Genomic DNA, 19,694 nt, shown 5'->3' with positions numbered 1-19,694 from the left:
TCCCGATCAGTTTCGACGAGGTCGATTTCCAAATCCGGCGAGCGCGTCTCGCCCGCATCCGGCTTTGCTCTCCCGCACATGCCCCGTAGCCGGAGAAAGCCCGTGAGCCGTCGCCGTAAGATCGTCCTCCTCACCACCGCCATCGCCTGTGCCGGCCTCGCGCTCGGCGCGGCGCGGGCGCGTGACGTGCCCAAGGTTGCCACCGGCTTCATCGCCCACACGCTCTGCTCGGAGACCTTCGTCTCCGGCCTCGATCCCATGCGCGATCTCAACGAGACCATCGACGCGATGCCGGGCACAGGTCTCTTGAGCTGGGCAATGAATCTGCAGATCGATCGCACGCGCAAGGATGTCACGGTGTCCCTGTTCGGGATCGGCCGCAGTCATGCCGTCTATCGCGAAGGTCTCGGTTGCTCGCTCGAGCACGGCCGGGGGATCGCCGACGTCGCGTTGCCGCCGGATGACAAGCAGCCGGCATTGTTGCCCGAGATCGCCGGCCCGGGACTCGTGGCTCCGCAAAGCGAGGGGCTGTCCGCCGCGCTCGACCGTGCCTTCGCTGAGCCCGCGCAGCCGCCTTACCGCCGCACCCGCGCGATCGTCGTCATGAAGGCCGGCCGCATCATCGCCGAGCGTTATGCCGACGGTATCGGACCGGAGACGCGGCTGCTCGGCTTCTCCATGACGAAGTCGGTGATGTCAGCGCTGACGGGCATTCTCGTGCGCCAGGGCAAGTTGAGACTGGACGGGCCCGCGCCAATTGCCGCCTGGCAAAATCCGGAAGATCCGCGCCATGCCATCACGGTCGATCAGTTGCTGCGTCATACCGCAGGCCTCGCGCTCGGCAGCTCGTTGGAAGCCAAGCTTGGCTCCGTGCTCGAGCCGGTCAACACCATGAAATATGCCGAGGACGATATGGCTGGCTTCGCCGAGCGCGCGCCGCTTGCAACCGCGCCGGGCACGGTGTGGAATTATCACGACGGCAACTTCCTCATCCTCGCGCAACTGCTGCGTGACGCCACCGGCGGCAGGCCCGCCGATGCGCTCCGCTTCGCGCGCCGCGAATTGTTCGCGCCGCTCGGCATGCACGACGTCACGCTTCAGCTCGATGGCGCCGGCACCATCGAGGGCGCCGGCGAAATGATGGCGTCCGCACGCGACTGGGCGCGCTTCGGCCAGCTCTATCTCAACGACGGCGTCGTCGGCGGCAAGCGCATCCTGCCCGAGGGCTGGGTGAACTATTCCGCGACGGCCACGCCCCACGCGTGGGTCGGCATTGGTGCAGGCTTCTGGACCAACCAGGGCAACAGTTTCGGCGCGAAATTTCGCGTCGACCATGGCTGGCCGCGCGATGCCTTCTTCGCCAAGGGCACGATCGGGCAATACACGATCGTGATCCCGTCGGAGAAGCTCGTGATCGTGCGCCTCGGCCGCACACTGAATTGGCCGCCGGAAGTGGATGGCGTGTTCGACCTGGTGCGCGATGTCGTGGCGACAACGCGCGAGAATGGGAAACTGGCGGGCGCGAATTAGGCGGCTACTGCCGCCCCAGCTCCGTCGCCTTGGCCACGCGATCGAACCGCTCCAGCGTCATGATCGCGTCGGCGAATTTGTCGGCACGGGCGTTCAGCACGGGCCGCGCCAGCGTCAGGAATTTTTGCTGCATCGCCTGCGCATCCGGGAACGAGGTCGGCTCGCCCGAGGGATCGGCATAGAGCCGCTCGTGCACGCCGTCATCGGTGGTGATGCTCACGCGTGCGCCGAACGGATGGGTGCGGCCGACCTCGAGCCGGTCGTCCTGCACCACGTCGAACTTGTCGGCGAGAGCGTCGATGGCGGCGTCGCCGAGACGGTTATAGTCATCCCAGCCGAACGAGCCCTGGTCGAGCGCGAGCGCGCCGGTGAAGAACATCGAGAACTGGCCGCCGACGATCGAGGTCGGATGCCGCTTGGTGGCGGCATCGCCCGTCAGCGTGATGCCGTTGCGATGCAGGCCGATCTCGACGCGCTTGACCTGGTCGGGCGTCAGATTGTGCTCGCGCCGCATCGCGATCAGCGCGTCGATCGCGGCATGGGTGTAACGGCAGCTCGGATAGGGTTTGACGCCGATCTTCATGGTCTCATAGGTCTTGCCGAGCCCGGCGACCGCCTTGTCGGGATGCGCGTCGTCGGTGTAGCCGGCGAGCAGGCCGTGCTTGCCTTCGACCGATTCCGTCGCGCCGACGAAATCGTTGCGCGCCAGCGTCGCAGCGATCACGCCGTTCATCGCGGCGGCGCCGACCTGGTAGCGCTTGTTCCAGGCGCCGTTCATCAGGAATTGCAGCGAGCCTGCGGCCTGGCTGCCGGCGACGCCGAAGGCGGCGATGATCTGCGCCTCGGAGAGGCCGAACAGCTTTGCCGCCGCCGCGGCCGCGCCATAGGTGCCGGCGGTCGCGGTCGGATGGAAGCCGCGCGCATAGTGCGAGGTCGGGTCGAGCGCGTTGCCGAGCCGGCAGCACACCTCATAGCCGGCCACGATCGCGGTCAGCACGTCGCGCCCAGAGGCGCCGACCATCTCGCCGACGGCAAACGCGGCCGGAACCACCGGCGCGCTCGGATGCAGCGAGGAATCCGCGTGCGTGTCGTCGAAATCGAGGGAATGGCCGAGCGCCCCGTTGAGCAGGGCGGCGACCGCCGGTGTCCAGGTCTTGGCATCGCCGAACACGGTGGAGTCGCCCTTGGTGTCGAGCGCGAGCGCTTCGAGCATCTTCAGCAGCGACGGGGTCGATTCCGCCTCGCTCCGCGCCCGGATGGCGCTGCCGAGGAAATCCAGCGTCAGCACCTTGGCGCGATCCAGCACTTCCGCCGGAATATCTGCGAATTTCAGGTTGGCGACATAGGCAGCCAGCGTTGCGGTTTCGTGAGCCATCGTGTTTCCTCGTTTTGGCCGGCAAGTTAGGCGGGGTGATTTGGCCTTTCAAGCGGCCTTGGGGCCGCGGGCATCAGCTATGCTTTTGGCTGGTTGTGAGGATCGGGATATTCGACGATGGCAGGCGCAAGGGAGCTGTTCGACTGGATCTGGTCGCGCAAGACGCAATTGGGCCTGGCGGTCCGGGTCACGGTCGCGGCCACCGGGGCCTATGCGCTTGCCACCGCCCTGCATCTGCTGTTGCCGCTCTGGGCCGTCCTCACCTCCATCATCGTGACCCAGATGAGCGTCGGGCGCTCGCTGAAGGCGACGCGCGACTACATGCTCGGCACGATCGGCGGCGCGGTCTATGGTGGCGCGATCGCAATCCTGATCCCTTATTCCAGCGAACTCGGTCTTCTGGGTTTGCTGGTGCTGGCCGTCGCGCCGCTTGCCTTTCTCTCGTCGATCTATCCGAACCTGAGCTCTGCAACGGTGACGGCCGTGATCGTGCTGGTGCTTCCGAGCATGCATCACGCCGATCCGATGGCGTCGGCGATTGACCGCGTCAGCGAGGTTTCGGTCGGCGCCATCACCGGGCTCCTGGTCTCGTTCCTGGTGCTGCCGTCGCGTGCGGTGCGCCAGATCCGCGCCAGCGCGGCGAAACTGCTCGAGCTGATCGCGGAGGCGTTCACGGAATTGCTCGCGGGTCTCACCCGTGGCCGCGACAACGATGCGCTGCATCGGATCCAGGATGGGATCGGCACCGCCATGGTGGGCATGAATACCATCGGTGCCGAGGCGGAGCGTGAACGTTCGGCGCGGCTGTCGAGTGGTCCCGACACCGGCCCGCTGCTGCGCACGATCCTGCGGTTGCGCCATGACGTCGTGATGATCGGTCGCGCCACGGTGGTGCCGCTGCCGGTCGAGGTGCAGGTCAGGCTCGCCGGTCCCCTCGCGGAGGTCAGCGCGGCAATCGTGCGCTTCCTGAAATCCGCGGCCGAAGCCATCCGCGCGGGCGCCGGCGCGCCGCCGATCCACCCGGTGCACGTCGCGCTTCAGCATTATGCCGAGGCGGTCGCGGCTGTGCGCCAGGATGGCGTGATCCGCGGCCATCCCGGCGATACCGCTGAGCGCTTCTTCGCGCTCGGCTTCTCGCTGGAGCAGATGCACCAGAATCTCTGCGATCTCGATCGCGTCGTCGGCGAATGGTCGGAGGCCGCGGCCGATGGGCCGGTGAAGCTCGCGGAGTGAGCTATCGTTTCGTCAGGCCCTTGCTTTGCAGGCGCCAGACCAGCAGATCGATGCGGTCCTGGCCGAAGAACGGCTCGTTCTCGAATGTGAAGGTCGGTACGCCCCAATGGCCGGAGGCGGCGTGGTCCTTCTCGTTCTCGGCGATCACCTGCTCATAGCGATCCGGATCGGCGCTGATCGCAGCGTCCATCGCCACGAGATCGAAGCCGGCCGTCGCGGCGGCGCGCGCGAGATGATCGCCCTCGTTCCAGCCGGCGACCGAACCGTCCCAGAGCACGCGCGCGATCGCATCCGTGAATGCGAGCGAGCGGCCTTCGAGCTGTGCCATGGCGCCGAGCCGTGTCAGGCGATGGATATAGGGCTGCTCCGTCGCGACATCGAACGTCGTCTTGTCCTGCACGATCGGATCCGGTCGCGGAAAGCGGAACGGAATGCCTTCGTGTTGCGCCACGCGCGTGCTGTCGAGCACCACATAGCGAATGAAATTCGGGCTCGCTTTCTTGAAGAAACCCGGCACGCGCACCGCGAGCGGGTAGACCGGCCGCAGGTTCACGGCGAGATCATAGTCCGCGACCAGCTTCAGCGTCTTCGGCAGCGCCAGATAGCTGAAGGGGCTGCGAAACGAGAAGAACAGGTCGACGGACAGCGTCATCGCACCGGCTCCGCGATCCTCCCCATCATGCCGCGGGCTACGAGCTTGTGGAACGGCGTGATCAGCGTGAGGTAGGTCCGCCCGAGGAAATTGTTTGTTTTCACCAGGGTGGTCAAGGTGACCTGGCGGCTCGCCGCATCTCCGGCTACGTCGACGACGATGCGAAAATCGAGGTGAGAATCATTGAAGCCGGCGATCAGCCGCTCCGGCGTTTCGCTCAACACCGGAAACAGGCCGATCAGGCCGCCGGGCGCAGGCGCGCCTTCGCCCGATTGCTTCAGGCCGAATGGCGTCACGAGAATATTGCGCAGGCGTGTCAGCGCCTCGACCCAGCGTGGCCCGTTCAGCACCATCCTCGTGCAGGCCTCGCGGGCGTTCACCGCCGCTGGGCCGATGTCGACACGAAACGCGTCGATGAACTGCGCGCCTGACAGCACCGTGCCGGCATCGACATTGGGGGTCACTTCGCGGACTGGGCTTGTCATCCCGCCAGTTTGCGCGTCAGCATCCGGAATCGCAAGATCAAGAGTCCGGCATAGACGAACGATCCGATCGACAGTCCGACCCAGACGCCGACCGCGCCGAGACCGGCGTGGAACGCCAGCGCCCAGGCAATCGGGAAACCGACGCACCAATAGCCGATCGCGGCGAACACCAATGTCATCTGTGTGTCATTGATACCGCGCAGCGCGCCGCCCATGATGGTCTGCAGCGCATCGGCGATGAAGAAGGTCGCGCCGACCAGCAGAAGCGTTGCGGTGAGCTCGACGGTCGGTGCGCTGGCCTCGCTGCGGCCGAAGAACAGCCGTCCCAGCTCGTAGCGGCCGAGGATGATGGCAACCGTCAGGCCGGCGACAAACGCAATCCCGAGCACCGCCGCGACGAGACCCGCGCGTCGGACGCCCGCCGGGTCGTTACGGCCAAAGGCGTGGCCGACCCGCACCGTCGCGGCCATGCCGATGCCGAGCGGGACCATGAACAGGATGGCCGTGACCTGGAGCGCGATCTGGTGCGCGGCGAGTGCGGTCGTCGAGATCAGTCCCATCAACAGCGCAGCCGAAGAGAACAGGCCGTATTCCAGCAGCAGGGAGAACGAGATCGGCGCGCCGATCGCGATCAGCTGGCGCGTCAACGGCCAGTCGATCCGCCACAGCTGAACCAGCGGATGATAATCCGCGAACGGCTTGCGCAGGCCTGCGATGGCGAGCGCAGCGATGAAGGTGCCGAGATTGACGAGTGTCGTCGCCAGTCCCGCGCCGAACAGGCCGAGCTCGGGCAGGCCGAACAGACCATGGATCAGGCAGTAGACCAGCACGAAATTCGCGGGGATCGCCGCGAGCGTGATCCACAGCGGCGCCTGCGGCCGGTTCACCGCGCTCATCATGCTGCGCAACGCGATGAAGCCGAGCGCCGGCGCGATGCCCCAGGCCAGCCCATTCAGGTAGCGCTGGGCGAGCGCAGCCGAATGCGGCGCCTGTCCGAGCGCGATCAGGATGTGCTCGCCATAGAGGGGCGACGCCATCATCGGCAGCGAGATCAGCAGCGCGACCCAGAGGCCGACGCGCAAGGACAGGCGGATGCGCCTGACGTCGCCGGCGCCGAACGCCTGGGCGGCCAGCGGCGATACCGCAGCCATCAATCCAAGCCCGAAGGTGAAGCTGACGAAATAGACGGTGTGCGCAAGTGCCGCAGCGGCAACCGAATCTTCGCCGAGCCTGCCGATCAGCGCGAGATCGCTCGTGATCATCGCGATCTGCCCGAGCTGCGTCAGCATCATGGGCACGGCCAGCCGCAGCGTCTCGGCGAACTCCTGCGCGAGATGGCTTTGCACGCCGGCTTGCCGCGGCTGTTGTGGTTGGATGGTGTCGAGCATGGTGGCTGCAATAGCACAGCCGCGCGACCAAAACATGGCCCGCTTGTGCGAGGGGTGCGGGACTCTATCCGCTAGCTCGGTCCCGTAGGGTGGGCAAAGGCGCGCTTGCGCCGTGCCCACGACCTGTCAATGATTCGAGAGAAATCGTGGGCACGCTTCCGCCTTCGCTCTTCGAGCTACGGCGGACAAGTCGCTTTGCCCACCCTACGGTACTGTCGTCGGGGAGAGACCGCTCACCCCTTCCGTTCCGGCACGCGCCGGATCTTCGCCCCCAGCGCGTTCAGCCGTTCGTCGATGCGCTCGTAGCCGCGCTCGATCTGGTCGGCGTTGTTGATGGTGGAGGTGCCCTCGGCGCAGACGGCGGCGAGCAGCATCGCCATGCCGGCGCGGATGTCGGGCGAGCTCAGTGTCGCGCCGTGCAGCCGGCTGGGACCTGCGATGATCGCGCGATGCGGATCGCACAGCACGATGCGCGCGCCCATCCCGATCAGCTTGTCGACGAAGAACATCCGCGACTCGAACATCTTCTCGAACATCAGGATCACGCCTTCGCACTGCGTGGCGGTGACGATCGCGATCGACATCAGGTCGGCCGGGAAGGCCGGCCACGGCTGGTCCTCCAGCTTCGGCACGTGGCCGCCAAAGTCGTCCTGGATCTTCAGCGTCTGGTTGGAGGGCACGATCAGGTCGTCGCCCTCGACGCGGCAAACGATGCCGAGCCGCTCGAAACCCATGCGGATCGAGCGCAGATGCTCGACGCCGGCGCCCACGATGCGCAGCGGCGAGCGCGTCACGGCGGCGAGACCGATCAGCGAGCCGACCTCGATATGGTCCGGCTGAATCCGGTAGGTCGTTTCGCCCAGCGTCGCCGGTCCATGCACGATCATGGTGTTGGTGCCGATGCCCTCGATCCTGGCACCCAGCGCGACCAGGAAATTGGCGAGGTCCTGCACATGCGGCTCGGAGGCCACGTTGCGCAAATAGGTGACACCGTCGGCCGCGACTGCCGCGACCAGCGCATTCTCGGTCGCGGTGACGCTCGGCTCGTCCAGGAACACGTCGGCGCCGGTAAGCTTCGGCGCGCGGAATTCGAGCCGGTCGGTCGCGGTGACCTTGGCGCCGAGTTGCTCCAGCGCGAGCACATGGGTGTCGAGCCGGCGTCGGCCGATGACGTCGCCGCCGGGCGGCGGCAGCATCACCTCGCCGCAGCGTGCGAGCAGGGGCCCGGCGAGCAGGATCGAGGCGCGGATGCGGACGCAGAGCTCGGGATCGAGATCGGCGGCGCGAATGCTCTTGGCGTGGATATGAAGCGTGTTGCGGGCGGTCCATTCCGCGGACGCACCGACGGAGCGGACCAGCTCGACCAGCGTCTCGGTGTCGCGGATCCGCGGCACGTTCTCCAGCGTCACCGGATGCTCGGTGAGCAGGGCGGCCGCGATGATCGGCAACGCCGAATTCTTGTTGCCGGCCGGCTCGATCGAGCCCGAGAGCCGGTGACCGCCCTCGACGATGTATTGGATGGGCGCCACTTGGATCTCTCCGTCCTGTTGGGTTGGGGCGGGCTGCTTTGGAGGCGGAAACTATAGGGAATTGAGCGCGGTAGCAAATGTGCCGGGCGTGGTTCGGCGCTCGTCCGTCAGTCCCAGGGAGGCTGCCAAAGGTGCCCGTCAAAACAGTCCGATGATATTTCCCACCACATAGAGGATCGCGATCAGGATCAGTGCGCCGATCATGACGAAGGAGATTTCAATCGCAATGGCACCGGTGCCGAGCGTGGCGGCGACGGCGGCCAGGAGGCGCTCTTCCCGGAAGATCAGCGACAGGACCGAGAACAGGATGGCGAGCAGGCCGAGCGAGATTGCGGCGACCGATGCAATTTCGCTCCAGCTCCGCCCAGCCGATTTTTCGACCTTGGGCGCCTGATACTCCACGCCCTTCACGCGCGCGACGATGCGGTCCTTGATGCGATGACCGGTGTCGACGATGACCTGATCAGCCGGTGGCGGCGGATACACCATCGGCACGACCCAGTGCGGCAGCACGGCCGCAATGAAGGCCAGCATGCCGACGAGGCTCCCGATCACGCCAAGCCGGCGGGAGGGAATAGCTGACTTCGATGCAGGCGCACTCATGGCATCGCGTTTCCCGGCCGGAATTGGCCGATGGGTTCACGCCATTTCGTCGCGATCGCGGGTGGTGAGGTTCAGGGGCTCGGTCTCGGTGCACCTCTCCCCAGCGGGGAGAGGTCGGATTGCTTTGGCGCGCCGTTGCGCGCCTGAGCAATCCGGGTGAGGGGGCCGCGGCACCCAGCGAGACTAGAACCCCTCACCCGGATCGCATCTGTCGATGCGCTCCGACCTCTCCCTCCGGGAGAGGTGCTCTGCGCCCGGGGCTCGCACCGAGCGCTAAACGCGTAGGGTCCTCAGATATCGATCGTCGCGCTGAGCGAATGTTCCTGGATGAAGTCGCGGCGCGGTTCGACCACGTCGCCCATCAGCTTGGTGAAGATGTCGTCGGCCTCGTCGACCTCCTTGACCTTCACCTGCAGCAGCGAGCGCACGTCGGTGTCGAGCGTGGTTTCCCAGAGTTGCTCCGGGTTCATCTCGCCGAGGCCTTTGTAGCGCTGCAGCGAGATGCCCTTGCGGCCGGCTTCGGTCACCGCCTCGAACAGGTCGGACGGACCGTGCACCACATGCTCGCTGTCCTTGCGGCGCAGCTTGCCGGAGCGGGCGTAGACGTCCTGGAGTTTGGGCGCGTACTCGTCGAGCTTGCGGGCTTCGGCCGAGCCGAGCAGCGCATCGTCGATGATTGCCGCCTCCTTGACGCCGCGCACGGTGCGCTCGAACAGGAAGCCCTGGCCTTCGACGAATTGTCCGACCCAGCCGCGCTCGACCTCCTCGGCCTGGTTGTCCAGCCGGGTCGCGATGTACTGCGCGGCGGCCGCGGCGTTCTCGGGGTTGCCGTAGACCGACTTGTTCAGCACGCCGGTGATGGCGGCCTGCTCGACCACCTTCCGGTTATAGCGGCTGTGGAGGTTGCGCAGGATGCTGCGGACGACGCGGGCGTCGTCGACCAGCGCGCGCAGATCACGCCCGGTGCGGTCGCCGCCGGTGCCGGGAATGAAGACGCAATCGTCCAGACCCGCGTCGATCAGGTAATCTTCCAGCGCGCGTTCGTCCTTCAGATACTGCTCGGACTTGCCGCGGGAGACCTTATAGAGCGGCGGCTGGGCGATATAGAGATAGCCGCCATCGATGATGTCGCGCATCTGCCGGTAGAAGAAGGTCAGCAGCAGCGTGCGGATATGGGCGCCGTCGACGTCGGCGTCCGTCATCACGATGATCTTGTGATAGCGCAGTTTCTCGACCGAGAACTCGTCGCCGATGCTGGTGCCGAGCGCGGTGATCAGCGTGCCGATCTGCTCGCTGCCCAGCATCTTGTCGGGGCGGACGCGTTCGACGTTGAGGATCTTTCCGCGCAGCGGCAGCACCGCCTGGAATTCGCGGTTGCGGCCCTGCTTGGCGCTGCCGCCTGCCGAGTCACCCTCGACGATGAAGAGTTCGGACTTGGCCGGATCCTTTTCCTGACAGTCGGCGAGCTTGCCGGGCAGCGAGGAGACCGACAGCGGGCTCTTGCGCGTCAGCTCGCGCGCCTTTCGCGCGGCTTCGCGGGCAGCCGCAGCCTGGATCACCTTGCCGACGATCATCTTGGCTTCGGACGGGTGCTCCTCGAACCAGGCCTGGAGCGCCTCGTTGAGCACGTTCTCGACCACGGGGCGCACTTCCGAGGACACCAGCTTGTCCTTGGTCTGCGACGAAAACTTCGGGTCCGGCACCTTCACCGACAGCACGGCCGTCAAGCCTTCGCGGCAATCATCGCCGGTCAGCGCGATCTTTTCCTTCTTCGCATTGGCTTCGGCATAGCCGTTGACCTGGCGCGTCAGCGCGCCGCGGAAGCCGGCGAGATGGGTGCCGCCGTCACGCTGCGGGATGTTGTTGGTGAAGCACAGCACGTTCTCATGGTAGCTGTCGTTCCACCACAAGGCGGCCTCGACGCCGATGCCGTTGGCTTCGGCACGCACCATGATCGGCGTGGGCACCAGGGCTTTCTTGTTGCGGTCGAGATATTTGACGAACTCCTCGACGCCGCCGGAATAGTGCATCTCCTCGCGCTTCTCGACCGCGTGACGCATGTCGGAGAGCGCGATGTTGACGCCGGAATTGAGGAAGGCGAGCTCGCGCAGGCGATGCTCGAGTGTGGCGAAATCATATTCGACGTTCTTGAAGGTCTCGGTGGACGCCATGAACGTCACCTCGGTGCCGCGCCGGCCCGGCGCATCGCCGACGACCTTGAGCGGTGCGACCGCATCGCCATGGGCGAACTCGATGTAATGTTCCTTGTCGTCGCGCCAGATGCGCAAGCCGAGCTTGCTCGACAGCGCGTTGACGACGGAGACGCCGACGCCGTGCAGGCCGCCGGAGACCTTGTAGGAGTTCTGGTCGAACTTTCCGCCGGCGTGCAGCTGGGTCATGATGACCTCGGCCGCCGAAATGCCTTCGCCCTTGTGGATGTCGACGGGAATGCCGCGGCCGTCGTCGCGCACGGTGACGGAATTGTCGGCGTTGAGCACGACGTCGACGCGCGAGGCGTGTCCTGCCAGCGCTTCGTCGATCGCGTTGTCGACGACTTCGTACACCATGTGATGCAGGCCCGAGCCGTCATCGGTGTCGCCGATATACATGCCCGGACGCTTGCGAACGGCATCGAGCCCCTTGAGCACGCGGATCGATTCCGCCCCGTAATCGCTCGGATTTGAGGGCTCGTTTTCGGCAGGCGTCTGCCGAGCAGGTTCTGTCATGAGAGGCCTTCGAAATGTCGCCCGAATCAGCGGCGCAAAAGGCGCTGATTTGCAGGCTATTTGTGCCATGAAAGACCGCTTGCGCCTAGCGCAAAGTATCCTCCGGCAACCCTTTGAGCAGATAGGGTTTTTCAACGAGTTTTCAAGGCTTTTGAGGGCCGATTCCGGGCTCCTCGAAAAGCCCGATTCGAGGCCCTGTTTTTCACCCCCTGAAGGCGTGGATTTTGCGGGGTGCAGCGGCCTGTTCGGAAGGCGCCGTGGGGCTGCGGGACGGGCGTCCCGAGTTCAGTAAATCCGGTCCGACTTCCTGTCGCCGTCCTCCAAGCTGAGGCCCCAGGTCTCGCCGGCGGCCACGGTGATGCTATCGGTGCGGACCCGACGGCCCGAGACGAGCAGCGTGTAGGCATACGTGCCGGGCGGCAGATCGAGCATTTGTGGATGGTTGACGCCGCCCGCGATCTCGATGACCTGATCGTTGATCGCGAGCGAGGCCACATCAGGTACAAGATAGCCGAAGATCAGCCGCGCCCGTCCTGATGCGGGCAGGAAGTTGGCCTTGGCCGCGACCTCCGTGTTTCGCTGGACCAGGTCGATCGTGGTCTCGCCCTTGGCACGGTCGAGCGTCAGCGTGCCCGGTCCCTTCGGGGAAGCGAACACGAGCCGCGCGCGATCGGCGGCGACCGTCGCGCCCTCCGCCTTTTCCTGCCAGCCGCGCTTTCCGAGTTCCGCACGGTAGAAGGCCAAGACGTCGTTGAGCTCTGCGGGCACCTGGGCTTCGAGCTCGACCCGGAACGGGACTTCGATGCCGGACGCGTGCGAGGTGCTGAAGCTCGAGTGGCTGGCTCGCGTCGGCACGGGCATGTCGGCGTGGGAATCCGCTGCGGTCAGCGGCTCCTGCGAACAGCCTGCAAGAAGCGTGAGGCCGCACACCAGCAGCCACCACCGTGCCGGGACCTTCGTCCCGCGCCTGACCGTCGTCATGCTTGCTCTCCGCATCAAGGGTTGGGCGATCGGATCAATACATCTGCAACGGCAGGACTTCGCCGGTCGGCCCCACCATCAGGCCCCAGGCATCGCCCGCGGCGATGTCCAGGGTGTCGTTGCGGGCCGGGTGACCTGCCATTTTCAGCGAGTACTGGTATTTGCCCGGCGGCAGATCGAGCATCGGCCCCTTCGGCGATTGAGGGCCACCGGCGCCGGCCGCAACCTTGATGGTCTGCTTGTTGATCGTGAGCTGCGCGTCCTGGGCGCCCATGTTGCCGAACAGCAGCTTGGCCTGGCCGGGCTTGGGCATGATGTCCGCCTTTGTCGCGGCATCCGGGTTCTTCTGCACCAGATTGACCGATGTCTCGCCATTGGCGCGGCCGAGCTTTAACACGGCCGGTCCCTGAGCGGACGTGAAGGCGAGCTGGACGCGATCGGCGCCGACGGCCGCGCCGTCCGGCTTCTCCTGCCAGCCGAGCTTGGTCAGCTCGCTGCGATAGAACGCCAGCACGTCGCCGAGTGCGGCAGGTACGCTGGCCTCGAGCTCCCGGCGGAACGGCGCCTCAACTCCAGGCAGTTTCGCCGTGCCAAGTGAGGTCGATGTGCGCTGCTTCGGCACGGGCAGCGCAGAGTCCGGATCAGCTTCCAGCGGGGCGGACGCTTTGGCCTGGGCGACGGCAGGATCGTTGCCCGCCGGCCTGGCTTTGGACGCCGGATTGGCCGCAGCCATCTTGAGGCCCGAGCCGTCGGCACTGACATTCACCTTCGGACCCATCTGCATCACGGTCATCGAGATCGACTTGCCGCCCTTCGAAAACTCCATCACCGCCATGTTCGGCTGATTGATCACCGAGGGCTGCTCCTTCCAGCCTGCGGGCTTCAGCGAGGCCCGGTAGAAAGCCGTCAGCGCCTTGACGCTGGAGGCGGCATTGAATTCGAGCCGGCCGTCGTCGCCGTTGAACGTCACCTCCTGCGCGTTCTCGGGCAGCGGCACCGGCGTCTTGCTGTCGGCGAGCGCCTGCAGCGGCGCATCGGAGAGCGCGGCGGCCTGCACCTTGCGACGGGCTTCGTCGGCGGCGATGACCTGCTTTGCCATCGCCTCGGCGTCCTTCATGAACTTGTCGTCGGCATCCTTCTTGGCCTTGATCCGTGCCGCGATCGCCGTGTCCGTCAGCTGCGTGGCCAGGCTGACCATGGTGAAATCATATTTGCGGCCGAGCCGCAGCACGCCGGTCTCCTCCGCCGTGGAAACCTTGATCGCAACCTCGTCGCCGGGGGCGAGCGGCGCGTTGCCATCCTCGCGCCAGCCGCGTGCGGCGAGCTCGCGATGGTAGAAGGCGAGCACGGCAGGCAGATTAGCCATCACGGCGGCCGACATTTCGCGCTTGGCGGTGGTGGCGTTGCCCTTGCCCATGGACGTCTTGGTCGAGTCCGGTCGCGGAAAGCCTGCGGAATCGCCGTCGAGCTTGAGCTCGGCGGGCAGGGCGAAGACGGCCGTCCGGATCTCGACATTGGTCTTGCCGTCGTCGCGGCGTGTCATCGTCAGCATCACGGGCTTCTGCTTGTAGAAGCCGGTCACTTCGCTATCGGGATGCTCGTAGTAGACGCGCACGCCGTTCGGAACGGCATCGTCGAGGCCGGCATTGGTCCAGCGCGCGGCCGTTTCCGGCGTGAGTTTGCGCCAGCCGATTGCGGCCATCTCTCTGGTGTAGAAATCCAGCGTCGCCTCGAGCACGGTCGGCGCGATGCAGCCGAGATAGGGCCTGGTGCCATCGAACACGATGCCGAGCGCGCCGTCGGGGAACGGCACGTTTCCATAGATCCGGTCGGGCGTGTAGTACACCACGGACTGGTCGGGCCGGCCGAGAGCCTGCGTGAAATGGACGGACAGGCCTTGCCGGCCCTTCTTGAAATTCAGCGTGTCGCTCTTCTCCTCCAGCGGTCGCACATAGGGCACCCAGCCGTCCGCGCTGAGGAGTTTCTTCACGGCCGGCGCGGTCACGGTTTCCGGGGTCGGCATGCGATATTCGACGCGGTCGCGATTTTTGAGCGATGGATCTTCGACCGCGCCCTCGAGTTGCGGCAGGGTGTGAACGTCGACGTAACCATCATCGGCGCGCGCGGGCAGCGAAGCGCTCGCCATCAGCAGAAGGCCGCAGGCAAGCAGCCGCCAGCGTGCCGGGACCTGCGCCCCGCGCTTGATCGTCGACATCGTGAAAACTCCTGGGTTTTGCGCGGGCCTTGATCCATCGCGCAATTGCAGGCTGCGACACCGTCGACGCGGCCTCAGACGACTAGTCGCGGCGGGAACCCGTGAGGTTCAAATCGGCTCAATACAGCAGGAGCGGCGACCAGGCCTCGCCATCGCGCCCGACCGTGAGCTCCCAGGTATCGCCGGCGGCGAACTCAAGGACATGGGTGGTGGCCGGATGGCCCGGCACGCTCAGCTCGTAGGAATATTTGCCGGGCGGCAGATCCAGCGACACGGCGCGGGTGCCGGCGGCGCGCTTGATGGTCCGATCGTTGATCGTGAGCGCGGCGTCGGTCTCGCTGATATTGGAGAACACCAGCATCGCCTGGCCGGGCTCGGGCAGGACGTTGCCCTGGATCGCGACATCGCGGTTGCGCTGGACGAGATTGACGATGGTGCTGCTGTTCCTGCGGCCGAGCTCGAGCATTCCCGGCCCCAGCGGGGAGACGAAGGCGACACGGGCATGGTCGGCGGCGACCACGCGACCATCCGGCGTCTCCTGCCAGCCGCGCTTTCCGAGCTCGGTGCGATAGAAGGCGAGGACGTCGCTGAGCTCCGCGGGAATGGTGGCCTCCAGCGTGGTGCGGAGCGGCGCTTCAACGCCACGGATGATGGTGGTGTGGATCCCTCTGAAGCTGTACCGGGTTGGCGCGGGCAGGGTCGCCTCCGGATCCGGTGTCAGCGCAGGCGAGACCAGCGTCGCGAGATGCGGCATCCAGACGCCGGCAGTGGCCGCGAGCATGCAGCCTGCGAGGAGGGCGAGGCCGCACCCAAACGCTCGCCATCGTGCCGGAGCTTTCGCTCCGAGCCTTACCGTCCGCATGGTCACTCCTCAGGACATCGCGCGCTGTGAGATCGCCGCGATTGCAACGGCTGCGACACCGTCGGCGCGGCCTCAGGGAGCTAGTCGCGACGGGAAATGACCGGGTTCAACGACGGCTCTATCGCCGGGCGGAAACGCGTCCGCTCTCGACGTCAAAGACTTCGCCGCCCGCGCCGATCTCGGCAAACGCGGCCGGGTCCGCGCCGGTCAGCCACACCTGCGCGCCGAGCTTGCGCAGCTCGTCGAACAGCGCAGCGCGCCTGTTCGGATCGAGATGCGCGACCACCTCGTCGAGCAGCAGCAGCGGCACGATGCCGGTCATCTCGGCGACCAGCGTCGCATGCGCCAGCACGAGACCGATCAGGAGCGCCTTCTGCTCGCCGGTCGAGGCATCGCGCGCGGGCATGCTCTTCGGCGCATAGACCACCTGCAGATCGGTGAGATGAGGCCCGTCAGTGGTGCGGCCGGCAATGGCATCGCGCGGGCGGTTGTCACGCAGGATCTGGCGGTAGCGATCCTCGACCGAGGTCGCGGTCTCGGTCAGCAGCGCGTTCTCCATCCAGCCGTCGAGCGCGATCTGCGCCGAGGGAAATGCGGACTGCTGCGCGCGTGTGTTGAGCATGCCGGTGAGGCGCGCCGCGGTCTGGCCGCGCGTGGCGGCGACGGCGACCGCGAGCTCGGCGGTCTCGCGCTCGATCGCGTCGCACCAATGGTCGTCGTAATTGCGCGTCTCGAGCAGGCGGTTGCGCGAGCGCAGCGAACGTTCGAGCGCGTTGATGCGGCTGGAATGCTCGCTGTCGATCGCGAGCACCAGGCGATCGAAGAAGCGCCGCCGCTCGGAAGCCGCGCCCATGAACAGCCCGTCCATCGCCGGCGTCAGCCACACCATGCGGATGTGATCGCCGAAGGCGGCCGCGGAAGTCACCGGCTCGCGGTCGATGCGGCAGCGGCGGTTGACGGTGGCGTCCGCGCGCGGCGGCTCGATGCCGGTGCCGAGCGTGGCCAAGCCCAAAGCGCCCTCGACCTGCGCGGACACGGCCCAGGAGCCGTCGCCCTGGTTGTCGGCGACGTCCTCCAGCGTGGCGCGCCGCAAGCCGCGTCCGGGCGACAGGAACGAGATCGCCTCGATGCAATTGGTCTTGCCCGCCCCGTTCGGCCCGACCAGCGCCACCATGTCAGCCGCCGTCTCGAGCCCCGCCGCCCGATAGTTCCGAAAATGCGTCAGCGTCAGGCGGTGAATGCGGGAGGGGGTCATGCTGTCTTTGTCATCGCCGGGCCTCTGCGCCCGGCAAGGACGGATGTAGTCGATGCGGAGGGACGCCGGTAGCCCCTCACACCCGCATCGGCATCAGCACGTAGAGCGCGCTCTTGTCGTCCTTGTCCTGCACCAGGGTCGGCGAGCCGGGGTCGGCGAGCTTCAACGTCGCGACGTCGCCTTCGATCTGGGCGGCGATGTCGAGCAGGTAGCGGGAGTTGAAGCCGATATCGAGCGCGTCGGAGGCGTACTCGACCTCGATCTCTTCGGTGGCGCTGCCGGAATCCGGATTGGTCACCGACAGCACCAGCTTGCCCGGCGACAGCGACAGTTTTACCGCGCGGCCGCGTTCGCTCGAAATCGTCGAGACGCGGTCGACCGCGTTCTCAAAATCCTTCTTGTCGACGACGAGCTCCTTGTCGTTGCCTTGCGGAATGACGCGGCCGTAATCGGGGAAGGTGCCGTCGATCAGTTTCGAGGTGAGCACCACATTGCCGAGGGTGAAGCGGATCTTGGCCTGCGACAGCTCGATCGTGACCTCGGCCTCGTTGTCCTCGATCAGGCGCTGCACCTCGCCGACGGTCTTGCGCGGCACGATCACGCCGGGCATGCCCTCGGCGCCCTTGGGCTGGACCAGGTCGAGCTGGGCGAGGCGGTGGCCGTCGGTGGCGACGCCGCGCAGCGTCGCGGCCTTCGCCGTCCCGGCCGCATGCAGATAGATGCCGTTGAGGTAGTAGCGGGTCTCTTCGGTCGAGATCGCGAACTGGGTGCGGTCGATCAGCCGCTTGACGTCCTTGGCGGCGAGCGAGAACGAATGCGACAAATCGCCGGCGGCGAGATCCGGGAAATCGTTCTCGGGCAGGGTCTGCAGCGTGAAGCGCGAACGGCCGGCGCGGATCGCCAGCACGGCGCGGTCGCCGTCGGCTTCCAGCACGATCTGCGATCCGTCCGGCAGCTTGCGCACGATGTCGTAGAACATGTGCGCCGGCACGGTGGTGGAGCCGGCCGTGGCGGTTTCCGCCGGCAGCGTCTCGGTCACCTCGAGGTCGAGGTCGGTCGCCTTGAGCGACAATTTCGCGTTCTCGGCGCGCACCAGCACGTTGCCCAGGATCGGAATCGTGTTGCGGCGCTCGACCACGCGGTGGACATGGCCCAGCGACTTCAGGAGTTGCGCGCGTTCGACCGTAACCTTCATTGCACTACTCGCCCGATCCCCAAAAGATGGAAAAAGCCGGGCGGAGGAAAGTGCGCCGCGGCACCGAAGACCCCGGAAAGCCGGATCATCCAGCCGATATGACCAAAGCCGTCAGGGTCGCGCAAGGTGGCGCGGATGGACGGGGGATTCAAGGGATCGGGAGCCAGTTCCCCACGATTTACCCGCAGAAACGCGACCGCCGCCCGGGCGGGGCCGGGGCGGCGGGAGAATGGCAGGAGATCGCCTAGGCGTTTATTCCTGAAGCTGGCGCTTGAGCGACTCGACCTCCTCGGACAGCGCATTGTCCTTGGAAACCAGTGCCTCGATCTTGCGCACGGCATGCAGCACCGTGGTGTGGTCGCGGCCCCCGAAGCGCCGGCCGATCTCGGGCAGCGAGCGCAGGGTCAGCGTCTTGGCGAGGTACATCGCCACCTGGCGCGGACGCACCACATTGGCGGTCCGGCGCGACGACAGGAGGTCGGAGCGGCTGACATTATACTGCCGTGCCACCACGCGCTGGATGTCCTCGATCTTGATCCGCTTCGGCTCCTGCGGCCGGATCAGGTCGCGCACCTCGCGCTCGGCCATCTCCAGCGTCACCGGCTGGTTGTTGAGCTTCGAGTGCGCCAGCAGGCGGTTGATCGCGCCTTCGAGGTCGCGGCCGTTGTGGGTGATGGTGCGCGCCAGATAGTGCAGCACCTCTTCCGGCACGTCGAAGGTCGCATGATGGGCGCGGGCGGCTGCGACGCGCGACTTGAGAATGCCGTGGCGCAGCTCTTCGCCGAGCGAGGCCATCTCGACCACGAGACCGCCGGCCAGGCGCGAGCGGACGCGGTCATCCAGGCTTTCCAGATCGGACGGCGGACGGTCGGCCGCGATCACGACCTGACGGCCGGCATCGATCAGCGCATTCAGCGTGTGACAGAATTCGGCCTGCGTCGACTTGCCCTGCAGGAACTGCAGGTCGTCGATCACCAGCACGTCGATGCCGCGCAGCGCTTCCTTGAAGGCGAGCGCCGTCTGCGTCTTCAGCGCGGCGACGAAGCCGTACATGAATTTTTCCGCGGTGAGATACAGCACCTTGCGCTCGTTGCCGGAATTGCCGGCCCAGGTCACGGCCTGCAGGAGATGCGTCTTGCCCAGCCCAACGCCGGCATGGATGTAGAGCGGGTTGAACATCACCGGATCGCCGCGGCGACCTTCGGCGACCTGACGCGCGGCGGCATGCGCCAGCGTGTTGGAGCGGCCGACGACGAAGCTCGCAAAGGTCAGGCGCGGATCGAGCGGCGAGCCGCCGAGCGCATCATGATTGGCCGAGACCGGCGCAGTCGCGGTCGAGCGCAGCTCGGGTGCCGGTGCGCGGCGTGCTTCGACCGGCGCGGGCGCTTCCTTCGGCTGCACCACGGGGCGCACCGCGGAGCGAACGGTGAGATCGATGCGATGCACCTCCGGCATCTCGGCCTGCCAGCACGACAGCACGCGCTCGGCATAATGGGCCTGGATCCAGCTCTTCAGGAAGCGGGTCGGCACCGAGAGACGTACGCTCTCTTCCTGCACGCCTTCGAGATCCATGCGCGCAAACCAGCTGGTGTAGACGTCTTCGCCGACGTTCGAGCGCAGCCGGCTCTTCACGCGTGACCAGCGATCCTGTTCCGATGTCGTCAT

At 66.4% G+C, this 19,694-nt stretch carries 15 protein-coding genes; 2 read left to right on the top strand and 13 right to left on the bottom strand.

Annotated features, from left to right (window positions below; genetic code table 11):
- Positions 1-102: 102 nt before the first annotated feature.
- The gene (locus tag QA645_RS00075) at positions 103-1,530 is read left to right on the top strand and encodes a serine hydrolase (RefSeq protein ID WP_283047338.1); all 1,428 of its coding nucleotides are present in this window, start codon (positions 103-105) and stop codon (positions 1,528-1,530) included.
- A 4-nt stretch (positions 1,531-1,534) separates the two neighbouring features.
- Here QA645_RS00075 and QA645_RS00070 read toward each other — a convergent pair whose 3' ends face one another.
- Complete coding sequence (locus tag QA645_RS00070; RefSeq protein WP_254127097.1) at positions 1,535-2,905, bottom strand: MmgE/PrpD family protein; 1,371 nt, start codon at positions 2,903-2,905, stop codon at positions 1,535-1,537.
- A 117-nt stretch (positions 2,906-3,022) separates the two neighbouring features.
- Here QA645_RS00070 and QA645_RS00065 point away from each other — a divergent pair, with 117 nt between their 5' ends.
- Positions 3,023-4,138, top strand: coding sequence for an FUSC family protein (locus QA645_RS00065; RefSeq protein ID WP_254127096.1), 1,116 nt, complete (start codon positions 3,023-3,025; stop codon positions 4,136-4,138).
- Position 4,139: 1 nt separating this feature from the next.
- On the opposite strand, the gene QA645_RS00060 is transcribed toward QA645_RS00065, so the two are convergent.
- The 12 genes from QA645_RS00060 to dnaA form a co-directional block, all read right to left on the bottom strand.
- Positions 4,140-4,790, bottom strand: a complete 651-nt coding sequence (locus QA645_RS00060) for a 2-hydroxychromene-2-carboxylate isomerase (protein ID WP_283047335.1) — start codon at positions 4,788-4,790, stop codon at positions 4,140-4,142.
- A complete protein-coding gene (locus QA645_RS00055) occupies positions 4,787-5,275 on the bottom strand; it encodes a DUF2867 domain-containing protein (protein ID WP_254127094.1) in 489 nt (162 codons plus the stop codon). The genes QA645_RS00060 and QA645_RS00055 overlap by 4 nt, the downstream gene beginning before the upstream one ends.
- Positions 5,272-6,663, bottom strand: a complete 1,392-nt coding sequence (locus QA645_RS00050) for an MATE family efflux transporter (RefSeq protein WP_283047333.1) — start codon at positions 6,661-6,663, stop codon at positions 5,272-5,274. The genes QA645_RS00055 and QA645_RS00050 overlap by 4 nt, the downstream gene beginning before the upstream one ends.
- A gap of 233 nt (positions 6,664-6,896) precedes the next feature.
- A complete protein-coding gene (gene murA, locus QA645_RS00045) occupies positions 6,897-8,192 on the bottom strand; it encodes a UDP-N-acetylglucosamine 1-carboxyvinyltransferase (RefSeq protein WP_254127092.1) in 1,296 nt (431 codons plus the stop codon).
- A gap of 138 nt (positions 8,193-8,330) precedes the next feature.
- Positions 8,331-8,795, bottom strand: coding sequence for a hypothetical protein (locus tag QA645_RS00040; RefSeq protein ID WP_254191119.1), 465 nt, complete (start codon positions 8,793-8,795; stop codon positions 8,331-8,333).
- A gap of 290 nt (positions 8,796-9,085) precedes the next feature.
- A complete protein-coding gene (gyrB, locus tag QA645_RS00035; RefSeq protein ID WP_254127089.1) occupies positions 9,086-11,521 on the bottom strand; it encodes a DNA topoisomerase (ATP-hydrolyzing) subunit B in 2,436 nt (811 codons plus the stop codon).
- A 285-nt stretch (positions 11,522-11,806) separates the two neighbouring features.
- Positions 11,807-12,502, bottom strand: a complete 696-nt coding sequence (locus tag QA645_RS00030; RefSeq protein ID WP_283047329.1) for a hypothetical protein — start codon at positions 12,500-12,502, stop codon at positions 11,807-11,809.
- A gap of 34 nt (positions 12,503-12,536) precedes the next feature.
- Entirely contained in the window at positions 12,537-14,717 is a 2,181-nt protein-coding gene (locus QA645_RS00025; protein ID WP_283047327.1) for a hypothetical protein, read from the bottom strand.
- A 118-nt stretch (positions 14,718-14,835) separates the two neighbouring features.
- Positions 14,836-15,579 carry a hypothetical protein gene (locus QA645_RS00020; RefSeq protein ID WP_283047325.1) on the bottom strand — a complete coding sequence of 248 codons (744 nt, stop codon included), beginning with the start codon at positions 15,577-15,579 and terminating at the stop codon, positions 14,836-14,838.
- Positions 15,580-15,697: 118 nt separating this feature from the next.
- Positions 15,698-16,834 (bottom strand): DNA replication/repair protein RecF, encoded by a 1,137-nt coding sequence (recF, locus tag QA645_RS00015; RefSeq protein ID WP_283047323.1) that lies wholly within the window; start codon positions 16,832-16,834, stop codon positions 15,698-15,700.
- A 76-nt stretch (positions 16,835-16,910) separates the two neighbouring features.
- The gene (gene dnaN / locus QA645_RS00010; RefSeq protein WP_254127081.1) at positions 16,911-18,029 is read right to left on the bottom strand and encodes a DNA polymerase III subunit beta; all 1,119 of its coding nucleotides are present in this window, start codon (positions 18,027-18,029) and stop codon (positions 16,911-16,913) included.
- Between the two features lie 252 nt (positions 18,030-18,281).
- Positions 18,282-19,694, bottom strand: a complete 1,413-nt coding sequence (gene dnaA, locus QA645_RS00005) for a chromosomal replication initiator protein DnaA (RefSeq protein ID WP_254127079.1) — start codon at positions 19,692-19,694, stop codon at positions 18,282-18,284.

The sequence above is a fragment of the Bradyrhizobium sp. CIAT3101 genome (assembly GCF_029714945.1).
Taxonomy (GTDB): domain Bacteria; phylum Pseudomonadota; class Alphaproteobacteria; order Rhizobiales; family Xanthobacteraceae; genus Bradyrhizobium.
Note: the sequence above shows the minus strand (reverse complement) of the source record. Positions and strands in the feature narration are given on the sequence as shown.